This window comes from Arthrobacter sp. HS15c (assembly GCF_040812005.1).
Taxonomy (GTDB): Bacteria; Actinomycetota; Actinomycetes; order Actinomycetales; family Micrococcaceae; genus Arthrobacter.
In genome coordinates, this window is record NZ_JBFOHM010000001.1 from 263,528 (window position 1) to 285,634 (window position 22,107).

A 22,107-nucleotide genomic window follows, 5' to 3' on the forward strand; every position below is an offset into this window, starting at 1 on the left:
TCTGGCGGGATGGTTGCCCCCGACACGCGGTGCACCACGTGGCCGTCGTTATCCACATGGCATATGCCCGTCGAGACAAGCGTCGGATGCCGTGGCTAGCGTGGACATGTAAGCCAGCCAACCGTTAGGAATTCAACATCATGCCGCTGGAGTGCACGCTCGTCCGCAGCCCCGGCACTGGGCTGGTCCAGACACCACTGGAACTTACGGTGGACGCGTCCATTGGCACGGGCGGTGCGGACCTTCAGGCGGAACTCGGGGCCAGGTTCGGCACCGGCGTTCTGTCGGTGGACGGCCTCACGCTTGCTTCCCTGACGGTCGGCGAACCGCCGCTGGTGAACGGTGCGGTTATCGTCGACGGCGGGAGGCGGAGCCTGGGCGGCAGGCCGCGGTTCGCTGCCGACCTGCCGGCGCCGTTGGCCCTCGCAGTTCTGAGCGGTGCCGGCGCCGGGACAGTGGTTCCGCTGCGGCGCGGAACGTACAGCATCGGCCGAAGCAAAGCGGACGTCGTCATCCCGGATCCTGAACTGTCCAGGCAACATGCCCGCCTTCTGGTTTCCGAAACTGCAATCACCATCGAGGACCTGGACAGTGCCAACGGTACGGAAGTCGACGGCGAACGGGTAAGAAACACTGTTGTGGCCACCGGATCCATCATCCATTGCGGCAACTCCACGATGTCGCTGATCTTCGTGGATGCTCCCGGCATGAAGCTGGAAGAAGCAGGATCAGACGTCCACGAGCCCCTGGTGATCCAACGGCACACGGACCCCGTTAACCGTGCCGCACTCGTGCTGACGGCCGTCCTGCCGCTGGTCATCGGCGTCGGGCTGGCTGTCATGACGGGTATGTGGATGTTCCTCGCCTTCACCGTGGTCTCCGCCGTCTCCGTTCTGGTGCCTGTCGTCTCCGGGATGCGCCAACGCAGGGACTTGGCCACAGCGGTGGCGACCGCAGTCCGCCACGACCAGGAGCGGCGGCGGCGCGCTGCTCCACCGCTGTCCGCTCTTGTGGTCGGCGGTGCGCCGTCCGGCGCTTCGCATGAACGGGCTCCCGGCGAACAGAGGATCTGGCTACGCCTCGGCTTGGCAGCCCAACGTGCAAATATCCGATTCGAGCCGGCCGCGCCTGGACTGGACGTCCCGTCGGCCGGAGTTGTTCCGCTGGTCCTCGACCCGGCCAATTCCTTGACCACAGTCAGCGGCCCGGCTGCGTCCCTCGACGGTCTGATGCGGTCGCTCATCATGCAACTTGCGGGTTACCCGCGGGCCGTCCGCACCCGCGTGGTGGTCCATGGCCCGGCCGGTCAACTTCCACTCAGTGCCCGGTTCCTGTCCAGTGTCACGCTGACGGCCACGAAGGCCGCTGCAACAGCCGCGCTGGTAGGGGGACACGGCCCCACCACCGCACGGGGCGTGCTGCTGATGATCAATGCCGGCGACCCGGCGGACGACGGGATCAAAGCTCTCGCGGCGGAAAACCACTGGCAGGTCATCGATTTCCGGTCCCGGCCTGGTTCCATGGCATCAGCGGACATCGAACTGGGTGAACGGGTGGCCGAGCTGCACAGACCGGAGGGGTCCATTCGTTTTGTGCCGGACCTCGCTCCGGAAGCGGTCTTCGGCAGCTTTTGCCGCATGCTTTCCCATGATGCCGCGCCCGTTAACACCAGTGCGACAACTGTGCCGCAAACCTGCCTGCTCCGCGACCTGCTCAACCCCGGCAAGTCTGAAACGTCAGCGCGCTGGGCAGCATCCCGCAACGAACCGGGGCTCGCAGTGCCCATCGGTCAAACCGCTGACGGCAACCGCTATCTGGACCTCCAAACCGACGGGCCCCATTTCCTGGTGGCCGGGACCACCGGCTCGGGCAAATCCGAACTGCTGCGCAGCATCACCGCGGCGTTGGCGCTCAGCCACCCTCCAGACCGCATTAATTTCCTGTTTGTCGATTTCAAAGGCGGCTCGGGGCTGGCGCCCCTGCAAGGCCTTCCACACTGTGTTGGGATGCTCACCGATCTGGCCAGCCACGAGCTCGACCGGTGGCTGGTATCCCTTCGGGCGGAAATCCGGCTCCGTGAGGAAATACTGGCGTCCGCCCGGGCGCCGGATCTGAATGCGTATCGGGCTTCCCGCACGGATCGGGATGCTCAGCTCCCCAACCTTGTGGTGGTCATTGATGAATTCCGGATGCTGGTCGAGCAGGCACCGGCAGCCCTGACCGAACTCATGAGGATCGCCGCTATCGGGCGTTCCCTGGGCATCCACCTGATCATGGCGACGCAGCGGCCGCAGGGCGCCCTGACGGCCGACATTCGGGCGAACGTCACAACCAGCATCGCTCTCCGCGTCCAGTCCGACATGGAGTCGATGGACATCATCAATGCCGCGGCCGCTTCAGCCATTAGCCTGCATACGCCTGGGCGGGCTTTCCTGGCGCGGGGCACTGAAGGACCAGAGGAGTTCCAGGCCGCCTCCCTGACGGAACCGACTGACAGGAGCATTCCAGGCCGCCTGCGGGTACGTCTAGCCTCGGAATCGCTCAGGAACCCCACCGGAAAACTGCCCGCGGCGGACGACCACGAAGACCTGACACCGGCGATGGCGGCCGCGCCCATGGTCGACATGATGTCGAGCCTTTGGGTCTGTATGGATGGGCAGCCGGCAAGGCCACCCGTGGCTGCGCCGCTCCCGCACGTCCTGCAAAGCCCGGCGGCGCCCTTTGCCGCCGTGACCGGCCCCGCGTTCGAGCCCGGGCATGGGAACCCACAAGGGTGGGCCATAAGCCTCGGAATGATGGACCTGCCCGACGAACAACGGACAGCACAGCTCGACTGGCACCCGGCCCAGCACGGGCACTTGGGACTCGTTGGTACTCCCGACGCGGGCGTGCCCGACGCCCTGAGGGCTACGGTCAAAGGTCTCGTGTCCCATCAGTTCGAAGCGCATTTCTACGTCCTCGACGCCGACGGTTCCTTGGACGGCATCGAGTCGAACTGCCGCGTTGGCGCCAAGGCCGGTCCGCAAGACCTTCGACGTGCCGTCCGAATCCTCGAACGCCTCAAACAGGAGCTGTCACTTCGGCTGGGCGGCTCCCCCGACCATCACCGGACTCCCCTGCTGCTGATCATCTCGGGTTGGGGAACGTGGGCTTCGTCCTTCCGGGCCGGACCGCTGGCCTGGGCGGAAGACCTGGTCCACGATCTTCTGCGGGATGGCAGCCGCGCAGGAATCAGTGTCGCCATTTCGGGACAAAGAGAGCTGGTAACCGCCAGGTTCTACGCCTCGGTGCCTAATCGTTTCTACTTTCCGTGCGGCTCAAACGACGACAGCCGCCTCGCGTGGCCGAAAATGCCCGCCACGGCTGAAGTTCCTGGCCGGGCGGTGGCCTTCGGACCGCTCGCGGCAGGCAAATCTGCCGTCTGCCAGTTCTTTGCCGAGTCCGACGACGAAGAATCTCTGTGGACTGTCGCAGGAAAAGCTGGCGGCCATGCGGTTATCAGACGGCCCTTCCGTGTGGATTCGCTGCCCGCCAAGGTATCGATAACAGAAATGGCGGAACTTTTGATGCCGGACAAGGGAGAAGTGGCGGCACAGCCGGGAACCCATGGTCCGAAGGTTCATCCAGACCCTCCTGGACTACGGACCTTTGTCATTGGGCTGGGCGGAGACGAACTCGCGCCTGTCTTCGTCCGAATTCCGGCAGGTGGAGTTCTCGCCGTGCTCGGAGGGCACGGCTGCGGCAAGACCAACTTTCTGCGCCTGTTACCGGAGCTGAACGCCGGGACGGCAGAGTGGCTGGCACCGGATGCAGGCGGTGACGCCTGCGAGTACTGGTCCGGTGCGCTTCAGAGGGCTGCTGCCGGCACAGTGGGCCAACATGCCATCGCACTGGTTGACGACGCAGACCTTCTGCCCCAGTCAGCACACCAGGACCTGGCAGAACTGAACAACAGGGGGATCGGCGTGGTTTTCACTGCCGGGTTCAGTCCGCTGCTGGTCCAGCGCGTGCCCCTGGCGCTCAGCGCCCGGGGTTCGGGGACCGGGCTGCTGATCGCACCGCGCAGCCTCATGGACGGCGACCTGTTTGGCATCAGGTTCGACGCGGAGCCAAATCCGCCCCCGGGCCGCAGCGTCCTGGTAACCAACGGCAGGCCGATGCCGGTCCAGCTGGGCTGGGTTCCGGACACGTCGAAAGCCCCTGCCCATGAACAGGACGCGGCGGGACCTCAAACAGCCGGCGGGGAACCGCCCGTTCGTGACGCATAGGCAACAACACGTTTGTCGAACAGCAGGACAATGGCGAGGAGCGCGGGAATGAGCATTGCGAGCCCGGCCCAGACGAGGCCCCCCGTCAGGGTGGGGACGCCCACTGTCAGGACAAACAGCTGGGCCACCAGGGAAGCGGCCCGTGTCCAGCGGTAGCCGCGGAACAGGAAGTGCCCCACCGCGAACAGCCACGCCGCGAAGGCGAGGAGCAACGCCATCGTGAACACGGCGCCCCAAAAGGAGAGGACAGGCGCACCTATCGCAAGTTCATATCCGTACCAGGCGGCCGCGCCAAGCAATGCTGTGGCTTCAGCGGCGACAACCAGGGCAATGACGGTTACGCCGCGCGGACGTCCGGGCAGCTGGCCGGTGGGAAGTTCCTGGCCGTTCTGCGGCCCCGATCCGCCCGGCGAAGGGTCCGGGGAACCGTCAGGGGAGGTGTTCGAGGGGGGTACGGGGGGTCTTGACACACTGGCACCCTACCGGACATAGTCGGACAGTGGTGAGGGCCACCAACGCCGATGTGATGTATCGCTCAGCTTTCCGGGGATTTCAAGCCTTATTACCCCTTGTTTACACAGCGTTAACATGACAGGCTTAATTCAGATGACCAAGGGGGCCCCGAAGGGCCCCTTTCCTTTGTAGCTACTAGTGAATAATTTCACAAAGAGCTCTTCCCAGAAATGGAGCAACTGATCAGCATGGATTGGCGTAACCGCGCAGCGTGCCTTGACAAGGACCCGGAACTGTTTTTCCCGGTCGGAAACACGGGCCCCGCCCTCCTCCAGATCGAGGAAGCCAAAAGCGTTTGTCGCCGCTGCCCCGTTGTTGATACCTGCCTCCAGTGGGCGCTGGAGTCCGGCCAGGACGCCGGCGTCTGGGGCGGCATGAGTGAGGACGAGCGCCGGGCCCTGAAGCGCCGGGCAGCACGCGCACGACGGGCTTCGTAACCCGGGCCAAGGCATAACAGACGGCAATGGCCGCAACCCACCGGGTTGCGGCCATTACTTTTTGCCAAGGTTCGGATGATTCCGGCGGCGCCTGATTCCCGGGCTACTTCGGCATAAGGCTCAGCCGGATCCGGACGGCCGTTCCCCCGCCTTCCCGGGGCTGCCACGCGATGGTGCCGCCGAGCTCGCTGGTTACCAAAGTGCGGACAATCTGAAGACCCAGGCCCTCGACATGGGGAGTCTCCGGCAGGCCCACCCCGTCATCGGCCACGGTGACCGTCAGGAGCTCTTCGCCGTCGTCCTCCTCGGACCGGTCGGCCAGGAGCCATACCGTGCCGGTGCGTCCCTCGAGACCGTGTTCGACGGCGTTGGTCACCAATTCATTGATCACCAGCGCCAGCGGGGTTGCGAAGTCGCTGGGAAGTTCGCCGAACAGTCCCGCCCGTTCGGTCTTGACCTGCTGCGAAGGCGAGGCAACCTCCGCTGACAGCCTGAACTGGCGCCCGATCAGTTCGTCGAAATCGACGCTCTGTGCCAGCCCCTGGGACAGAGTTTCGTGGACAAGGGCGATCGTGGCCACGCGGCGCATCGCCTGTTCCAGGCCCTGCTTGGCTTCATCGCTGACCATGCGACGCGACTGCATCCTCAGGAGCGCCGCCACGGTCTGCAGGTTGTTTTTAACCCTGTGGTGGATCTCGCGGATGGTCGCGTCTTTCGTGACGAGCTCCATCTCCCGCCTCCGCAGCTCGGACACATCGCGGCACAGGACCAGGGCCCCGAACCGGTGCTGCTCATCACGAAGCGGAATTGCACGCAGGGAAAGGCTCACGCCGCGGGACTCGATCTCGCTGCGCCATGGCATCCGGCCGGTTACCACTAGTGGCAGCGTCTCGTCGACCATGCGCCGGTCCTTCAGCAGGCTCGCGGTTACTTCGGCCAGAGACCGTCCCTCGAGGGACTCGCCGTCGCCAAGCCGTCGGAAGGCGGATACACCATTGGGGCTCGCGTACTGCACGATGCCCTCGGCGTCGAGCCGGATGAGTCCGTCCCCCACACGGGGCGCCCCCCGGCGTGAGCCCGTTGGCGAGGCAAAGTCCGGCCACAGCCCCAAGGTGCCCATCCGCAGCAGGTCATAGGCACACTGCCGGTATGTGAGTTCCAGCCTGGAGGGCATACGCGAGCTGGAGAGGTCCATGTGCGTCGTGACAACGGCCAGGGTCCGGCCGTTGCGAACCATGGGAACGGCCTCGACCCGCAGGGCCATGTCGCTGCTCCAGTTTGTTTCGCTGGACCGTTCGATGGCACGGCTGGCCCAGGCCTTGTCAACCAGCGGCTGCAGGTCCGACCGGATGCCCTCGCCCACAAAGTCGCCGTGGAAAACGGTGTGCGTGGTTGAGGGCCGGACGTGCGCCAACGCCACGTAGCCGTACTCCGGGTGGGGGAACCACAGAGCGAGGTCGGCAAACGCGAGGTCGGCAACCATCTGCCAGTCCCCCACCAGGAGGTGCAGCCATTCGGCATCGCCCGGCCCAAAATCAGCATGTTCCCTGATGGGGTCCGTAAAGATTGCCACTGCACCTCCAGTTACGACGCCGGTATCCCTAGCGTCGGACGATTGACCTCAAGAGCCTCAATGCTACCGACAGTGACGCCATATCGTCCGCTTCGAGGGAATTGACCTCGTCGAACATGCTCTTGGCCCGGCCCAGCTGTTCGGCGTTCTGGCTCTCCCAATCCTTCAGCCTGTCCGCCGGGGAGAGCCCGGAATCCGTGGATTCGAGCACCGCCATCGTCATGTCCGAGACCGTCGAGTACAGATCGTCACGCAAGGCCGCCCGTGCCAGCGCCTGCCACCGGTCCTGCCTCGGCAGGCTGCTTATCCGTTCGAGCAGGGAATCAGCGTGGAAGCGGTTGAATACGGTGTAGTAAACGGATGCAATCTGCTCAACGGGATCCGTGCGGACCTGGGCGATCTTGGCTATGTCGAGCAGGACGAAGCTTTCAAACAGTTCAGCCCACCGCAGTGCCAGGCCTTCGGGCAGCTTCCATTCCCGCGCTTCCTCGAGCCAGGCAGCAACCCGCTCGCGGTCGTCGCCGCGCACGTAATCGAGGAGGCGGGCACGCATCGGATCCATCACCGGTTTGAACTCGGCGACGACGTCGGCAATGGGCCGGCTGGCTCCGCCTTGGCTGACAAGCCAGCGAACGGCGCGGTCCAGCAGTCGCCGGATGTCCAGGTGGACGGTGCTCCAGTGCTCCGTGGGGAACGATGCGGGGAGGCTGTTCAGCTCATCCACCATGACGTCGAGTTCGTAGATCTCCCGGAGAGCGACAAACGCCTTCGCCACGGCCACCTCGGTGGCTGACGTCTCCTCAATGGTCCGGAACGCGAAGGTGATGCCGCCCATGTTGATCATGTCGTTGGCAACAATCGTGGCAATGATCTCCCGCCGCAGCGGATGGGTGTCGAGCTCGGCATCAAACCGTTCCCGCAACTGCTGCGGGAAGTAGGCGCGGAGGGTCTGTCGGAACCACGGATCGTCGGCGAGGTCGCTGTCCCGGAGGGCCGAGGTCAGCTCGATCTTGGCGTACGCCGCAAGCACGGACAGTTCCGGGGACGTCAGGCCCTGGCCTTGGCCCAGGCGTTCCCGCAGGGTCTCGGTGGTAGGCAAGGCTTCCAGATCGCGTTTGAGGTCAGCTGATTTTTCCAGCCAGTCCATCATCCGTTCGTAGCTGGGGCTCCACTCGGCAACGCGCATGCGGTCGTTGAGGAGCAGGATGTTTTGGTCCACATTGTCCTGCAGCACCAGCCGGCCCACCTCGTCGGTCATCGACGAGAGGAACCCGGAGCGTTCCTCCGCGGAGAGTTTGCCGGCAGCCACCATCCGGTCCACGAAGATTTTGATGTTGACCTCGTGGTCAGAGCAGTCCACGCCTGCCGAATTGTCGATGGCGTCCGTATTGAGGATCACTCCCTGCAGTGCTGCCTCGATGCGCCCGCGCTGGGTCATCCCGAGGTTGCCGCCTTCACCGACCACCTTGACCCGCAGGTCACGGCCGTCCACGCGGATGGTGTCATTGGCCTTGTCCCCCACGGACGCATTCGACTCGGTGCTTGCCTTGACGTACGTTCCGATCCCGCCGTTGTACAGCAGGTCGGCGGGGGCCAGCAGAATCGCCCGGAGAAGCTCCGGCGGGCTCAACTGGGTTGTCGATTCCGGCAGCCCCAGGGCCGCACGGATCTGTTCCGAAACGGGGACAGTCTTGGCCTGCCGGGCGAAAACGCCGCCGCCCTCGCTGATGAGGGATTTGTCGTAGTCATCCCACGAGGAGCGGGGCAGCTCGAACAGCCGCTGGCGCTCCGCAAAGGATGATTCCTCGTTTGGATTCGGATCCAGGAAAATGTGGCGATGGTCGAAGGCCGCGAGCAGACGGATGTGGCGGGACAGCAGCATGCCGTTGCCGAACACGTCGCCTGACATGTCGCCGACGCCGACGACGGTGAACGGCTGGGTCTGGGTGTCCAGGTCAAGTTCGCTGAAGTGCCGTTTGACAGATTCCCAGGCCCCGCGGGCGGTGATGCCCATGGCTTTGTGGTCGTAGCCCACGGAACCGCCCGAAGCGAAGGCATCTCCGAGCCAGAAGCCGTACTCGGCGGCGAGGCCGTTGGCGATGTCGGAGAACGTGGCCGTGCCCTTGTCCGCGGCAACCACAAGGTAGGAATCGTCGTCGTCGTGCCGCACCACGTCCGACGGCGGCACCAGGCTTTCGCTGTCGGGCAGGGTTACCAGGTTGTCCGTGAGGTCCAGCAGGCCGCGGATGAACGTCTTGTAGCTTTCAATGCCCTCCGCCATCCAGGCAGCGCGGTCCGCCGCCGGATCCGGGAGCTGCTTGGCGAAGAAGCCGCCCTTGGCGCCGGTGGGGACAATCACCGCATTCTTGACGGTCTGTGCCTTCACGAGGCCGAGGACCTCGGTGCGGAAGTCTTCGCGCCGGTCGGACCAGCGAAGCCCGCCGCGTGCCACCTTGCCGAAACGCAGGTGTACGCCCTCCACCCGCGGTGAATACACCCAGATCTCGAACTTTGGCCGCGGGAAGGGCAGCCCGTCGATGTTGGTCGGATCCAGCTTGAAGCTCAGGTGCTGCTTGTACTGGTAGAAGTTGGTGCGCAGCGTGGATTCGATCAGGTTCATAAACGTACGAAGGACGCGGTCTGCGTCCAGGGTTGCGACCTGGTCGATCGATTCGCGCAATGCTGTCCGGACGGCGTCCTGGGTGGCGCCACGCTGGTCGTCATCAACTGACGGATCGAACCGGGCCGCGAAGAGCGCGCTGAGCCCCTTGGTAACTTCAGGATTGGCAAGCAAAGTGTCGGCGATGAAACCGAACGAGTTGGTGTTTCCCATCTGGCGCATGTAGCGCGCGTAGGCACGGAGAACAGTAATCTGGCGCCAGTGCATTCCCTCCCGGAGCACGAGCCGGTCGAAACTGTCGGATTCAATGGCACCGGACACCGCAGCCCCGAAGGACTCGGCGAGCAGCTGGCCGGTGGCTACCGGATCAACACCGGCCGGGTACTTAAGCCCCAGGTCATAAAGGAAGAAATCACGCCGGTCAGCCGTCTCGATCTCGAAGGGCCGCTCGTCCAGTACCTCAAGCCCCATGTTGTGGAAGTACGGCAGGATCTGGCTGAGGCTTTTCGGCTCCAGCATGTAGAGCTTGACGCGGGCATCCTCCTCCAGCGTGGCCCCCGCGCCTTCCGGAAGATAAACATGGACACCGGGACGTTCCTGCTTTGCCCCGACTGCACGCTCCGCTTCGGCTCCGTACTTCTCGAAGCGGGAGATATCCTCCAGGGCCTCCTCAACTTCATAGTCCACGCGGTAGCTCGCCGGGAACGCTTCGGACCAGATGGCTGCCAGTTCCTTGGCGTGATCGTCCTCACCGCTCCCCCGCAGGACCTCTGAGATCCCTTCGCTCCAGGACCGCGCGGCCCTGACCAGACGCTTTTCAAGGTCTTCGGCATCAACGTGGCTGACGTCAGCGCCTTTGGGGAGACGGATGCGGAAGAACAGCCGGGCCAGCGCGGACTCTGTCATCCGGGCCTCGTAGTCGATCGAGACGGCCTGGAACGTTTCCCGCAGCTCATCCTCAATACGGAGCCTGACGTTGGTGGTGTACCGGTCACGCGGGAGGTATACGACGGCGGACATGAACCGGCCGTAGATATCCGGGCGCAGGAACAAACGGGTCCGGCGGCGCTCCTGCAGCCGCTGGATTCCCAATGCGGTGGACGCAAGGTCCGGGATCTCAATCTGGAACAGTTCGTCGCGCGGATAGGTCTCCAGGATTCCCAGCAGGTCCTTCCCGGAGTGCGAGTCAGGCGGGAACCCGGCATTCCGCAGCACGGCGTCCACTTTTTCCCTGACGATCGGGATGTTCCGGACAGACCCGGCATAGGCGCTGGTGGCAAACAGTCCGATGAAGCGACGCTCCCCGTTGACGTTCCCGGCGGCGTCAAAGCTTTTCACGCCAATGTAGTCGAGGTACGCCGGCCGGTGCACGGTGGACCGCGAGTTGGCCTTCGTGATCACAAGTGCGCGCTTCTCCCGGGCCTTCTTCCGGCCTGCGTCGGTCAAGTGCTGGACATGGTGGGAATCCACTGCTGCCCTCAGGAGCCCGAGCCCACTGTTGTCCCGGAGTTCAAGGACATCTTCGCCATCGACGTTAATGAGGTCGTATTCGCGGTAGCCCAGGAAGGTGAAATTTCCATCATCGAGCCAGCGGAGCAGGTCCTGGGCCTGGCGCAGCTCCGCAATCTGGGCCGGGTGGGCCACCTTGTCCAGGCTTTCCGCGATCTGCCGGGCCTTGTTCCGCATTTTCGGCCAGTCCTCGACCGCCGCCCTCACGTCACCCAGGACCCGTTCCAGGCCGGCAAGCAGTGCCGCCCTGGCGTCGTCGGTGGTGCGGTCGATCTCCACAGCGATCCACGACTCCATGTGGGAGGTGTTATCCCCTTGGGCGATGAGGTGCGACATGCTGGGCATTGCCGCGGTGTCGCCGCTGGAAATTCCGAACTGGGACGGAACGCGGTCCACTTTGACCAGCTGCCCCGATTCGCGGTGCCGGGTGACCACAAAAAGAGGGTGGTTTACCAGGTGGATGGCCGCGTTCTGCCGAACCAGCTCGGCGTTGACAGAGTCAACGAGGAAGGGCATGTCATCCGTAACGACATAAACTACGCTGCTGTCTGCCTCCGTGCCAATGGATATTTTAGCCTGGCCAGGCAGCCGCACGGCGGCGACGCCACGGTGCGTCTCGGCCCTGGCCGCCAGCACATCCTGCGAATAGCTGCGCGCGTCCTCCTCGGCTAGATGCTGATAGTAGTCCCCCAGGAAACCTTCACGGTCTCCAATAGCAAGGGGTTGATCCTCCACACTGGATCCAGACGACATCGACAAACGCCTCCATCACAAGATTGGTGCTGCACCTTTGCAGCTCTTATGGTGAGCCTAACCCTTTAGACGACGCCTCGCTGTGGAAGAAAATACAGAGGATCTGCGTTTTTGCTGGACAGATGCACAGACTAATTCGGCGATCGCGGCCCTGAGCTTCGACTCCGGCGCAACTTCGAGGAGCAATGAGCCTCCCAGCATCGCCGAATCGGCAGCGGGACCATCGGCCGGCAGAAACGCGCTGATTCCTGCGGCCGGACCATACCGGTCCCATGCATCCCGCAGCTGACGTTCAGGGGCCCTGCCCACCGCGCCGGCGCGGACCTTGTTCATCACCACCACCGGAGAGACATGCGGCACCGCAATCTCGAGTTCGGCCAGCCCACGGACCAGCCGCGGAACTCCGACCGGATCCGCCGAACCCACGGCATAGACGGTGTCCGCCAATTCCAGCGTCCGCAGGGTCGCCGCATTGCGTCGCGGGGCCATCGTGTCAAAGCTGATCTCTTCATCCGCCTCGAGGCAGAATCCGGTATCGACGACCACCACATCCGCGATTTCCCGGGCGCGCTCCAGCACCAGGGACAGGGCTGCCGCCCGGAGCTCCGTCCATCGGTCCGCGCGGGTAATGCCGGTGAGGACCCGGAATGTGCCGAGCCTGGTTGCTACCGCAGCCGCAATCCTGAGCAGCGCGTCGCCGTCGAGCATGCCCTGGTCAGCAAGCCGGCAAGCCTGCGCCAGCCCGGCCGATTCATCCAGCAGGCCAAGGACTGCCGCGATGCTGGCCCCATAGCTGTCGGCATCAACCAGGAGGACGGATTTCCCCTCAGCAGCCAGTTCCCCCGCCATGTTCGCCGCGACCAGGGTCCGCCCGGGAGATCCCGCCGGACCCCAGACCGCTATGACGCGCCCCGTGCCGGAAGCCGCAGGAACATCCTCCGGCGCCGCTGGCACGGGCCTGAGCGCGGCGGCGGGATCGGCCAGGCCGGCTGCGGGACGACCAGGCTGCCTGCCCACCAACTGGGCAACGGCCTCGGAAATCCTTGCCGCCAGGGCTGCAGCCTCAACACCCACCAAAGCCGACGGTACGCCGATCCCCCGGAGCCGGGATGCCTCGTCCGGATTATCGGTGAGCGCTATGACCGCCACGCCGACCGCACCCAGCCGGTCGACAAGTGAAGCCGTCAATTCCTCACACCCGTCAGCGACCACGGCAGCGCGGGCAAGTCCGCTCTGGCAGGCAGCCAGCAACTCGGTCAGCTCGGCGCACCTCCGAACCACAGTCACAGGGCCGTGCAACCGCTCAAGGCCGCCCACAATATCTTCCTGGGCCTGGCCGACAGTGACTACCGGGATGCTCACGAAGCGGCCCCACCAGGATTCCAGACCACGGATATCTTGGCCTGATTAGCCTGTGCTCCCAGCAACTCAGGCATTTGGCTGTCGGCCACGAGGACCATCAGCACCGTGCTTCGTGACGAACCCAGCGCTGTGGATCCGGAGGTGATCTCCGCAATTTCCGCGCCGGGAAGAAGGAGCTTCGGCTCGCTGAATCCGTTTTTCGCATCCGGCAGGGCAACCCACACGTCCACCCGGGTCCCGGCCATCGCCTGGGACGGAAGCGCTTCCTCGACAGTCACTGCGACTGGCTTGCGGTCCAGGGCATCCACAGTGCCGAGACTTTGACGCGGCACCAGCTGGTCTTTGCCGATTCGCTGAACAGCCACCACCCCCTCAGGCAGGCCGCGCTCTACAGGGATGTACTGCTGCTCCGTGTCACCCAGCCGGACTTTGGCGTGGACCACGTTCTCCTCCGTCAGCATTTCGCCCACTGCGATGGCGTCCCGGGCCGCATAGACCTCGGTGGTCCTGTCAGCGCTGCCGACAAGTGAGATAACCCCGGCAACGGACGCAAGAACGAGCAGTATTCCAACGAGCAGCCGCGGATCTTTCCACGACGGCCGCTTCAGCCTTGCGGCCGCAGTTGCATCAACAGTTGTCACGCGCAGTCTCCCCCTTGCTCCGCACCGGGCCTCAGGCGGCGCCCGGACACCCTCATTGTTACGCCATGGAAGCCTGAACGGGAAGTCAAAAAACCAAACCGCATCAAACTGTGGATAAACGCATCAAATGGTCCCTGAAGTGGCAAAATAGGAGCATGCCCCGATTCCTCACCCTCGCAGACGTCGCAGAGCAGCTGCAGATCAACTCGCCGGCGGCGTACGCGCTCGTCCGCAGCGGAGAACTCAAGGCCATCCAGGTCGGCGGCCGCGGCCAGTGGCGCGTTGAGGAGAAAATGCTGGAGCAGTACATCGAAGAGCGCTACGCCGAGGCGAACCGGATGATCCAGGAATCCAGGTCCAAGTCCGTCTGAGCGGGCCCTGACCGCCGCATGGCTGCGATACGGCTACAAGTCTTGTGTGAATACTGACCTGATGGCGGCAAGTGCGGAAAATGGAACCGTACAGACGTGGCCGACGTGCGGAGCGCGGCGGGCTTCCCCGGGCCTGAGGGCAGCCAGGTCAAGGTAGTCGCGGCCCACCTTGTCGATGACACCGGCCATGCCGGAGTCCTGCGCACTCCCGCTTCTCAACAGAACCGTCAGCTCCGACCGGTCCCGGGCCAGTCCACGAAGCGCATTCGACAGCCCGATACTCCTCCGCACAGCAGATGGCTCACTGACGGAAAACCGCCCCAGTCCGGTATAACTCTCAACGGCAAAGTGCGGAACCAGTACCTGATGGCGCCTGTCGTTCAGGACAAACGCGTCGACCCCCGCATACACGAGGGTCCCTTCAAAAACCGCACCGGACACGAGGTGTACTTTCACGTGCGTTCCCAAGGAACCCCGCAGCCGGTCGGCCAGGCTTAGTCCGGCCGCGTCCACTCTTGCACGTTCCGAAATCTCGGCTTCCATCGACAGCCTGCCGCCTTCGGCAAACTGTGCCTCCATGTCACTGAACAGGGCATCCCAACGCATTCGGCCAGCGTAGGACGCGCCTTCCTCACGGTCAATTCATATAACCAATATCCCTCCAACGTCTGGACAAAATTCGATGAGGTAGGGCAAACTGATTTTACTTTCATCAAACTGCATCAAACAACATCAAACGCGATGGAGATGGCAATGACAGCGCATGGCAAGCACAGGGTCGGGTCCGACGCCGCGATGGCCGCAGCCATCCTGTTGTTGGGCGGCTTCCTGTGGTCCTCGGGCCTGCAATTCGCGGATCGCTGGATCCTCAGCGACGCAGGCCGGGGGGCACCGGATTTCGACCAGCTTTTGGGCGCGGCCACAACAGCAGCGGGATTGGCAATCGCTGCATGGTGGGTGCTTTCCATGCTGTCGGCCTTTATAGCGGCGGTCCTGGAACGAACCGGACGGAAACGCGCGGCCGCCACGGCGGGTAAATTGTGTCCTGCATTCATGCGCCGGCTGGCGCTGGCCGTGCTTTCCGTCCAGCTCGTTTCCGCTCCACTGGCCCATGCTGAAACGCCTTCCGGTCCGGTTTGGCTGCCTACGCAGGGTGCCGCGGCTCCGGCTGCCTGGGAGCCCACGGGCGGCAGCGCCGCCATGGAATTGATTGTCGCGGCAAGTTCGGCGCCGGAGGAACAGGGCTCCCCGTCGGAGCTTCATCCGGACTGGCGGCCCACTGCCCCGGTGCCTGATCCTGGCCTCACTGTTGCCAGGCCCTTACGGGCCGGGCAAGCGCCACCATCATCGCGGACTGAGGTCACGGTGCTTGCCGGCGACACACTCTGGGACATTGCGTCCCGGGAACTGGGGCCCGCAGCCTCGGATGTCGAGGTGGCACTGCACTGGCCCCGCTGGTACCAAGCCAACAAGGCTGAAATTGGCGAAAACCCGGACGTCCTGCTCCCGGGCCAAATCCTGAAACCACCCGCCGCGGCCTAGCCGACAGATCGACGGACAGCATTAACTACCAAGGGGGAAACCATGAGTGCCGTTACACCTATCCGCCCCGTAGCGCCCACGCCGAACCGGCCTGCAGCCGGGCGGCAGGCTCTGGATGGGGTGGGGCTTACTGCCCGTCCGCTCCGGGCCGTCGACGAGAAGACCGAGGTCATCGCCATCACCCGAACCACAGTCCAGGCCGCGATGGAAGTCCTTGCAGGCATCCGGCCGGTTCATCAGCTTGCCCGGCGGCTGGATCCCCGCTGCCTGGCAACGCTGCAGCACCGCGCGTCGTTGATCCGGCGTGAGCTTGCCCGCTCGTCGTCACCGTCGCTGGCACGTCTGCACAAGAACTCCGTAGTGCGGTCGGTCCGGCTGTGCGACGTCGCTCCCGGTATCTATGAGGCCAGTGCCGTCGTGGTTGATGACGTGCGGGCACGGGCCGTGGCAGTCCGGTTGGAACGAAGCAAGGAGGTGTGGCGCGTTACGGAACTCGTGGTCGGCTGATCCCCCGTCCAGCCGATCACAGAAAGGGCCCGGAACTTAGGTTCCGGGCCCTTCCCTGTGGTTCATGTCGCTGGTATCAGCGGCGCTTCTTCTTGGCAGGCTTCTTGGTGCCGTCCTGTGCCGCCGCTTTGGCCGGGTTGCCCGAACGCGCGGAAGATCGGCTCTCCACGCGCGTCTGGCTGGCGCCGTCTTCCCCCGGAGCCGTGTACTGAAGCTGCGCAGGCTTCTCGGGCGCCTCCAGGCCGGCCGCGTGGATCTGTGGTTCAACGTGCTCCGTGTGTCCGCCGGCGGCATCGGCCACCACAACATCCTGGGCCGGCGTCACCTCGACCTCAAGGTTGAACAGGAAGCCCACGCTTTCCTCCCGGATGGCTTCCATCATGCTCTGGAACATGGTGAAACCCTCGCGCTGGTATTCCACGAGCGGGTCACGCTGGGCCATGGCGCGTAGGCCGATGCCTTCCTTCAGATAGTCCATCTCATACAGGTGTTCCTGCCATTTGCGCCCGATAACCGACAGGACAACGCGTCGTTCCAGTTCGCGCATGCTGTCAGAGCCGATGGCCTCTTCACGTGCCTGGTAGACCAGCCTGGCATCGGAAAGGAGCTCTTCCTTCAGGAATTCAACAGTGAGCCGGGATTTTCCGCCCGCTTCCTCAATGATTTCGTCGGCGGTAACACTGACCGGGTACAGGGTTTTCAGGTTGGTCCACAGCTGGTTGTAGTCCCAGTCGTCGCCATTGCCTTCCGCGGTTGCGGCGTCGATGAGGGCCGTGATGGTGTCCTCGATAAAGAACTGCACTTTTTCGTGCAGGTCATCACCCTCAAGGATTCGGCGGCGGTCGCCGTAAATGGCTTCGCGCTGGCGGTTCAGGACGTCGTCGTACTTCAGGACGTTCTTGCGCTGTTCAGCGTTGCGGCCCTCAACCTGTCCCTGGGCGGAAGCGATGGCGCGGGAGACGAGCTTGGATTCCAGCGCAACGTCGTCGGGCACTGAACTGTTCATCAGCCGTTCGGCCGCACCTGAGTTGAAGAGCCGCATCAGGTCATCGGTCAGGGAGAGGTAGAACCGCGATTCACCTGGGTCGCCCTGGCGGCCGGAGCGGCCCCTGAGCTGGTTGTCAATGCGACGGGACTCGTGCCGTTCGGTTCCAAGGACATAGAGCCCACCAAGGCTCAGTACTTCCTCGTGCTCATCCTTGACCGACTGCTTGGCTGCCTCGAGGGCGGCGGGCCACGCGGCCTCGTACTCCTCGGAGTTCTCCTCAGGGTCCAGTCCCTGCCTGGCGAGCTCGGCGACGGCGGTGAATTCCGCGTTGCCGCCAAGCATGATGTCAGTTCCGCGGCCAGCCATGTTCGTTGCAACCGTGACGGCGCCCTTCCGGCCGGCCTGGGCGACGATTGCGGCCTCACGGGCGTGGTTCTTGGCGTTCAGGACTTCGTGCCTGATGCCTTCCTTGGCCAGCAGCCGGGAGAGGTACTCACTCTTCTCGACGCTGGTGGTGCCCACCAGGACCGGCTGGCCCTTTTCGTGGCGTTCGGCAATGTCTGCCACCACGGCGTCGAACTTGACGGCTTCGTTCTTGTACACGAGGTCGGACTGGTCGATGCGCTGCATGTCCCGGTTGGTGGGAATCGCGACCACCCCGAGTTTGTAGGTTCCCATGAACTCGGCGGCCTCGGTCTCCGCGGTGCCGGTCATGCCCGAGAGCTTGCGATACATACGGAAGTAGTTCTGGAGCGTCACCGTGGCCAGGGTCTGGTTTTCAGCCTTGATCTCGACGCCTTCCTTGGCCTCGATCGCCTGGTGCATGCCTTCGTTGTAGCGCCGGCCGGCAAGGATACGGCCGGTATGTTCGTCAACGATGAGGACTTCGCCGTCCAGTATGACGTAGTCCTTGTCGCGCTTGAACAGTTCCTTGGCCTTGATGGCGTTGTTCAGGAAGCCGATGAGCGGCGTGTTGGCCGATTCGTAAAGGTTCTGGATGCCGAGGTAGTCCTCGACCTTTTCGATACCGCTTTCCAGGACGCCGACGGTGCGCTTCTTCTCGTCGACCTCGTAGTCGTGCTCGGGCTGGAGGCGAAGCACAACCTTGGCAAATTCGCTGTACCAGCGGTTCGTATCGCCCTGGGCCGGCCCGGAAATGATCAGCGGGGTGCGGGCCTCGTCAATCAGGATGGAGTCAACCTCATCCACGATCGCGAAGTGGTGGCCGCGCTGGACGAGCTCTGAACTGTCCCACGCCATGTTGTCGCGGAGGTAATCAAAGCCGAATTCGTTGTTGGTGCCGTAGGTGATGTCGGCGGCGTACTGCTCCCGCCGGACCGACGGGTCCTGGTTGGACAGGATGCAGCCGCTGGTCAGGCCAAGGAAGCGGTAGACGCGGCCCATCAGGTCCGACTGGTATTCGGCCAGGTAGTCGTTCACGGTAATGACGTGGACGCCGTTTCCGGTGAGGGCGTTGAGGTAGGCCGGAGCGGTGGCCACCAGGGTCTTTCCTTCACCGGTCTTCATTTCGGCGATGTTGCCCAGGTGAAGGGCGGCGCCGCCCATCATCTGGACATCGAAGTGGCGCATGCCCAGGGTGCGTGATGAGGCCTCCCGCACGGCGGCGAAGGCTTCGGGCAGCAGGTCGTCCAGCTTCTCGCCGTCCTGGTGGCGTGCCCGGAGACGGTCGGTTTCTTCCCGGAGTTCGGCATCCGTGAACGTCTTGAACGAGTCTTCGAGGGCATTGATGGAGTCGGCATAGTTCCGCAGTTGCCGCAGGGTTTTTTTGTCACCCGTACGGAGAAGTTTTTCAATAAGTGATGCCACGTGAAGATGCTCCCAGTCTCTGCCGCCGAATTCTGGCGTTTTTAGTCTACGGGAGAGACACAGGCCACGATGCCGGTGTTCCCTGAGAGCGGATAGCACTTCCGCCCGCTCCGACCGCCGCTGCGAGGTCCCCGGCCAGGTCTCCCACCGGGCTCACCACAACGTCCCCCAGGCCCAGCCACTCAGCCATGAGTTCGAGCTCGGCGGCAAGTTCGACGGCGGTCCGCGGCGGAGCGCCCGGCTCGCCATAGGCGGAGCGGACCAGCAGCTTTCCGGCGGCGCGGTCCGCTTTGAGGTCCACCCGCGCCACGATGGCCTCGCCCAGGAGGAACGGCAGGACGTAGTAGCCGAAGCGCCGTTTGTCCTCAGGCGTATAGATCTCGATCCGGTAGTGGAACCCAAACAGTTCCTCAAGCCTGCGCCGCTCGAAAACCAGTGAATCGAAGGGACTCAGCAGAGCCCGTCCCACCGCCCGGCGGGGCATCCTGGCGTCGGCGTGGCGGAAAACCATACGGTCCCACCCGGCCACGGTCACGGGCTCCAGCCTGCCGGTGGCCAGGAGGTGGTCCACTGCGGCTGCTGCGGGCTTGATGGGCACGCGGAAATAGTCGGCGAAACACCGCACGGTGCCGATGCCGTGGGCCTGCGCGGCAGCATCGATCAGCCGGTGCATGGATTCGGCAGGGTCCCGCGGATGCCCTGCCGGATCCAGCCGGTCGGGCAGGACCCGAGGGGTCAGCGCGTACCTGCGCTCGAACTGCTCGGTGCGCGACGCTGCGGAAATGAGGCCAGCTTCGAACAAGTGCTCCAGTACCCTTTTGACCGCGTTCCAGTTCCATCCCCAGTTGTCGTCCCGGCGGTCTTCCACGTGCCCTATTTCCACCGTCAGTTCGGCGGCGGTCATGGCCCGTCCGCGGGCAAGGATGTCAAGGATCTTTCCGGCCACTGATTCGCGCAGCTCCGGATCCATGGCGGCAGCCCCCACCCATTTCCGCTTTTGCCACTGCACCAGGTCATGGAAATGCTCCGGCCGGATGTAGCTGGCTTCATGGGCCCAGTACTCCACCATGCGCCGCGGGTGGGTGCTGGACATGCGCTTCAAAATATTGCGGTCGTAGTTGCCCAGGCGCGAGAAGAACGGAAGGTAATGGCTCCGCGAGACCACATTAACGGAATCGATCTGGACCAGCTGAAGCCGGGCAAAGGTACGGCCCACCGTCCGTGAAGTCACGGGGCCGGAGGGCCGTCCTTTGTCCAGGCCTTGGGCTGCCAGTGCGATCCGCCGCGCCTGTTCGAGGCTCAGCGTAGCCGCCACATCAGTCCTTTCGATGGATGGTTTTCACCACCCTAGACCCTGGCAGCCTCATCGTCGGAGCGATAGGCGAGGATCTTTTCTTCAACAACTGTTTCCCCGGGTTCGCACTCATGGTCCAGGGTGATGACGCCATAGGTCCAGCCACGGCGGCGGTATACGACAGACGGCGTGTTGGTTGCCTTGTCCACGAACAGGTAGAAATCGTGGCCCACCAACTCCATGTTGTCCACGGCGTCGTCAAGGGAGAGGGATGCTGCAGGGAAGACCTTGCGCCTGATCAGCACGGGTGAGTCCCCGGCCGGAATGTCGTTGTCTACGTCGTAGGGTGATTTTTCCGATGCCACGGCCGCCACGGGTTCGCTGCGGTGGCTTGCCTCGACGTAAATGGGTTCATGGGCACTTGCGGGCTCCAATGACGCGGTGGCTTCGCGGACCGCCTTGGGCGTGTGGCGGCCGTGATGGACCTTCTTGCGGTCTTTCGCTCGGCGAAGCCGTTCAAGCAGCTTGTTATAGGCAAGATCGAATGCAGCGAATTTGTCTGCGGCGCTTGCTTCAGCGCGGATCACGGGCCCTCGTCCCAGGACAGTCACTTCAACGGTGAGCTGGTCGCCGGCCTGGCGGGCGTTGGTTTCCTTCGAGACCTTCGCGTCCACCCGCTGGACCTTGTCGCCAAGTGATTCGATCTTCGAGATCTTCTCACCGGCATATTCGCGGAACCGGTCAGAGACCGTGAGATTTCGTCCGCTGATCATAAACTCCATGGTGCCCTCCAAATGACTTCGGTGACACGACGGCGGCACTTCCTAGGGCCGATCTGCTTGACAGTCGAGCCCCTTTCCGAGCCGCTATCGACAGGTACATCTGTTCTTGGTACCCACAACCGACGTTAGTTCATCGCCACACGTTATTCATCCTTTCTTGGTTTATTTTTTTCTAAGTCAGGCCCCTTTCCGCCAGCTTCCGCGGATGCGGTTCCGCCGCCAGCTGAATCGGGCGGGCGTGTCACGGCGAGGACCACCGCGCCGGCCACAACGGCCCCGCTTTCGTGCAGTGCACGGGCCGCTTCGGCGAGCGTTGCACCGGTGGTCAGGACGTCGTCGACGATGACGCACCGGCGGCCGGCCACGCCGTCGAGCTTCCGCCGCGGAACCCGCATCGACCCCCGGACCCGGCTGGCACGGGCACCGCGTCCAAGGCCCTTCTGACCGCCGGGGAGGCCGCCCGCTCCTTGCCGCCGATGCGACTTCCGCAGCACATCCAGCACCGGCGCGCCCGCCAGCAGGCTCCCCGCGGCGGGCGAGCCGAGCAGGAGGTGCACCGGGCTGAAGCCCCGCCGCACGAATGCACCGGTGCCGCTGGGGACCGGCACCAGGCAAATACCGGGGTTGTTGGGCACCGCAGCATGGACCGCACGGGCCAGTGCCCGTGCCAGGACCCGCCTCAGCTGGTACTGGCCGTGGCTTTTGAACGACAGGACAGCCTGGGCAAGCTCGTCCCGGTAGACCCCTGCCGCGACAACGGGAAGTATCGCGCCGCCGCCGACATCCATGAGGGCCGGCGCCTGAGCTTCAGCCCTGAACGGATGCTTCGTCAGGTGCCTGACCCGCCGCTCGCAGGCTACGCAGAGGGACAGATCCTCCACGCCGCAGCAGACGCAGTCAACGGGCACCGCCAGCGCCAGCAGCTCAGCGGCGGCCGCTGCCACCTGGTCGGTTGCACGCAGGAGCACCCGGCGATGCACACCCCTGTGCTTTGCAGGCTGCAGCGACGGCGGCCGGAGGTCTGGGTCGCCAGCCAACGGGTCAACGAAGGCGACGTGGTCCTGGGGACGTGCTGCAGCAGTCACCCGCTCATCCTCCCGCCCCGCGTACGGTCGGCGAA

The 22,107-nt window shown here is 64.2% G+C and carries 15 protein-coding genes; 5 read left to right on the plus strand and 10 right to left on the minus strand.

Annotation, left to right across the window (positions count from 1 at the left end):
* Positions 1-140: 140 nt before the first annotated feature.
* On the plus strand, positions 141-4,268 hold the full coding sequence (locus tag ABV518_RS01230) for an FtsK/SpoIIIE domain-containing protein (RefSeq protein ID WP_367765037.1): 4,128 nt from the start codon (positions 141-143) through the stop codon (positions 4,266-4,268).
* Here ABV518_RS01230 and ABV518_RS01235 read toward each other — a convergent pair.
* Positions 4,229-4,630 carry a hypothetical protein gene (locus ABV518_RS01235; protein ID WP_367765319.1) on the minus strand — a complete coding sequence of 134 codons (402 nt, stop codon included), beginning with the start codon at positions 4,628-4,630 and terminating at the stop codon, positions 4,229-4,231. The genes ABV518_RS01230 and ABV518_RS01235 overlap by 40 nt on opposite strands.
* A gap of 339 nt (positions 4,631-4,969) precedes the next feature.
* Between ABV518_RS01235 and ABV518_RS01240 the strand changes: the two genes are divergently transcribed.
* The gene (locus ABV518_RS01240; protein WP_003804966.1) at positions 4,970-5,218 is read left to right on the plus strand and encodes a WhiB family transcriptional regulator; all 249 of its coding nucleotides are present in this window, start codon (positions 4,970-4,972) and stop codon (positions 5,216-5,218) included.
* Positions 5,219-5,321: 103 nt separating this feature from the next.
* On the opposite strand, the gene ABV518_RS01245 is transcribed toward ABV518_RS01240, so the two are convergent.
* From ABV518_RS01245 to ABV518_RS01260, 4 genes are read right to left on the minus strand one after another with little or no spacing between them, the layout of a single operon-like run.
* Positions 5,322-6,791: a sensor histidine kinase gene (locus ABV518_RS01245; RefSeq protein WP_131131515.1), complete on the minus strand. Its 1,470-nt coding sequence runs from the start codon at positions 6,789-6,791 to the stop codon at positions 5,322-5,324.
* Positions 6,792-6,819: 28 nt separating this feature from the next.
* Positions 6,820-11,673 carry an NAD-glutamate dehydrogenase gene (locus tag ABV518_RS01250; RefSeq protein ID WP_367765038.1) on the minus strand — a complete coding sequence of 1,618 codons (4,854 nt, stop codon included), beginning with the start codon at positions 11,671-11,673 and terminating at the stop codon, positions 6,820-6,822.
* Positions 11,674-11,730: 57 nt separating this feature from the next.
* Complete coding sequence (locus ABV518_RS01255) at positions 11,731-13,035, minus strand: CpaE family protein (RefSeq protein ID WP_367765039.1); 1,305 nt, start codon at positions 13,033-13,035, stop codon at positions 11,731-11,733.
* Positions 13,032-13,676 carry a hypothetical protein gene (locus ABV518_RS01260; RefSeq protein WP_367765040.1) on the minus strand — a complete coding sequence of 215 codons (645 nt, stop codon included), beginning with the start codon at positions 13,674-13,676 and terminating at the stop codon, positions 13,032-13,034. Before ABV518_RS01260 ends, ABV518_RS01255 begins: the two co-directional genes overlap by 4 nt.
* 155 nt (positions 13,677-13,831) lie before the next feature.
* Here ABV518_RS01260 and ABV518_RS01265 point away from each other — a divergent pair, with 155 nt between their 5' ends.
* Positions 13,832-14,047, plus strand: coding sequence for a helix-turn-helix domain-containing protein (locus tag ABV518_RS01265; RefSeq protein ID WP_367765041.1), 216 nt, complete (start codon positions 13,832-13,834; stop codon positions 14,045-14,047).
* A 33-nt stretch (positions 14,048-14,080) separates the two neighbouring features.
* On the opposite strand, the gene ABV518_RS01270 is transcribed toward ABV518_RS01265, so the two are convergent.
* Positions 14,081-14,653 carry a hypothetical protein gene (locus ABV518_RS01270; protein WP_367765042.1) on the minus strand — a complete coding sequence of 191 codons (573 nt, stop codon included), beginning with the start codon at positions 14,651-14,653 and terminating at the stop codon, positions 14,081-14,083.
* A gap of 147 nt (positions 14,654-14,800) precedes the next feature.
* Between ABV518_RS01270 and ABV518_RS01275 the strand changes: the two genes are divergently transcribed.
* Positions 14,801-15,589, plus strand: coding sequence for a LysM peptidoglycan-binding domain-containing protein (locus ABV518_RS01275; protein ID WP_367765043.1), 789 nt, complete (start codon positions 14,801-14,803; stop codon positions 15,587-15,589).
* 42 nt (positions 15,590-15,631) lie between these two features.
* Positions 15,632-16,096 (plus strand): Rv3235 family protein, encoded by a 465-nt coding sequence (locus ABV518_RS01280; RefSeq protein ID WP_367765044.1) that lies wholly within the window; start codon positions 15,632-15,634, stop codon positions 16,094-16,096.
* Between the two features lie 76 nt (positions 16,097-16,172).
* On the opposite strand, the gene secA is transcribed toward ABV518_RS01280, so the two are convergent.
* From secA to ABV518_RS01300, 4 genes are all read right to left on the minus strand, one after another.
* Positions 16,173-18,911, minus strand: coding sequence for a preprotein translocase subunit SecA (secA, locus tag ABV518_RS01285; RefSeq protein WP_367765045.1), 2,739 nt, complete (start codon positions 18,909-18,911; stop codon positions 16,173-16,175).
* Between the two features lie 46 nt (positions 18,912-18,957).
* Entirely contained in the window at positions 18,958-20,226 is a 1,269-nt protein-coding gene (locus ABV518_RS01290; RefSeq protein ID WP_367765046.1) for a winged helix-turn-helix domain-containing protein, read from the minus strand.
* Positions 20,227-20,258: 32 nt separating this feature from the next.
* On the minus strand, positions 20,259-20,987 hold the full coding sequence (gene raiA, locus ABV518_RS01295) for a ribosome-associated translation inhibitor RaiA (protein ID WP_367765047.1): 729 nt from the start codon (positions 20,985-20,987) through the stop codon (positions 20,259-20,261).
* Between the two features lie 143 nt (positions 20,988-21,130).
* Entirely contained in the window at positions 21,131-22,072 is a 942-nt protein-coding gene (locus tag ABV518_RS01300; RefSeq protein WP_367765048.1) for a ComF family protein, read from the minus strand.
* Positions 22,073-22,107: the final 35 nt, after the last annotated feature.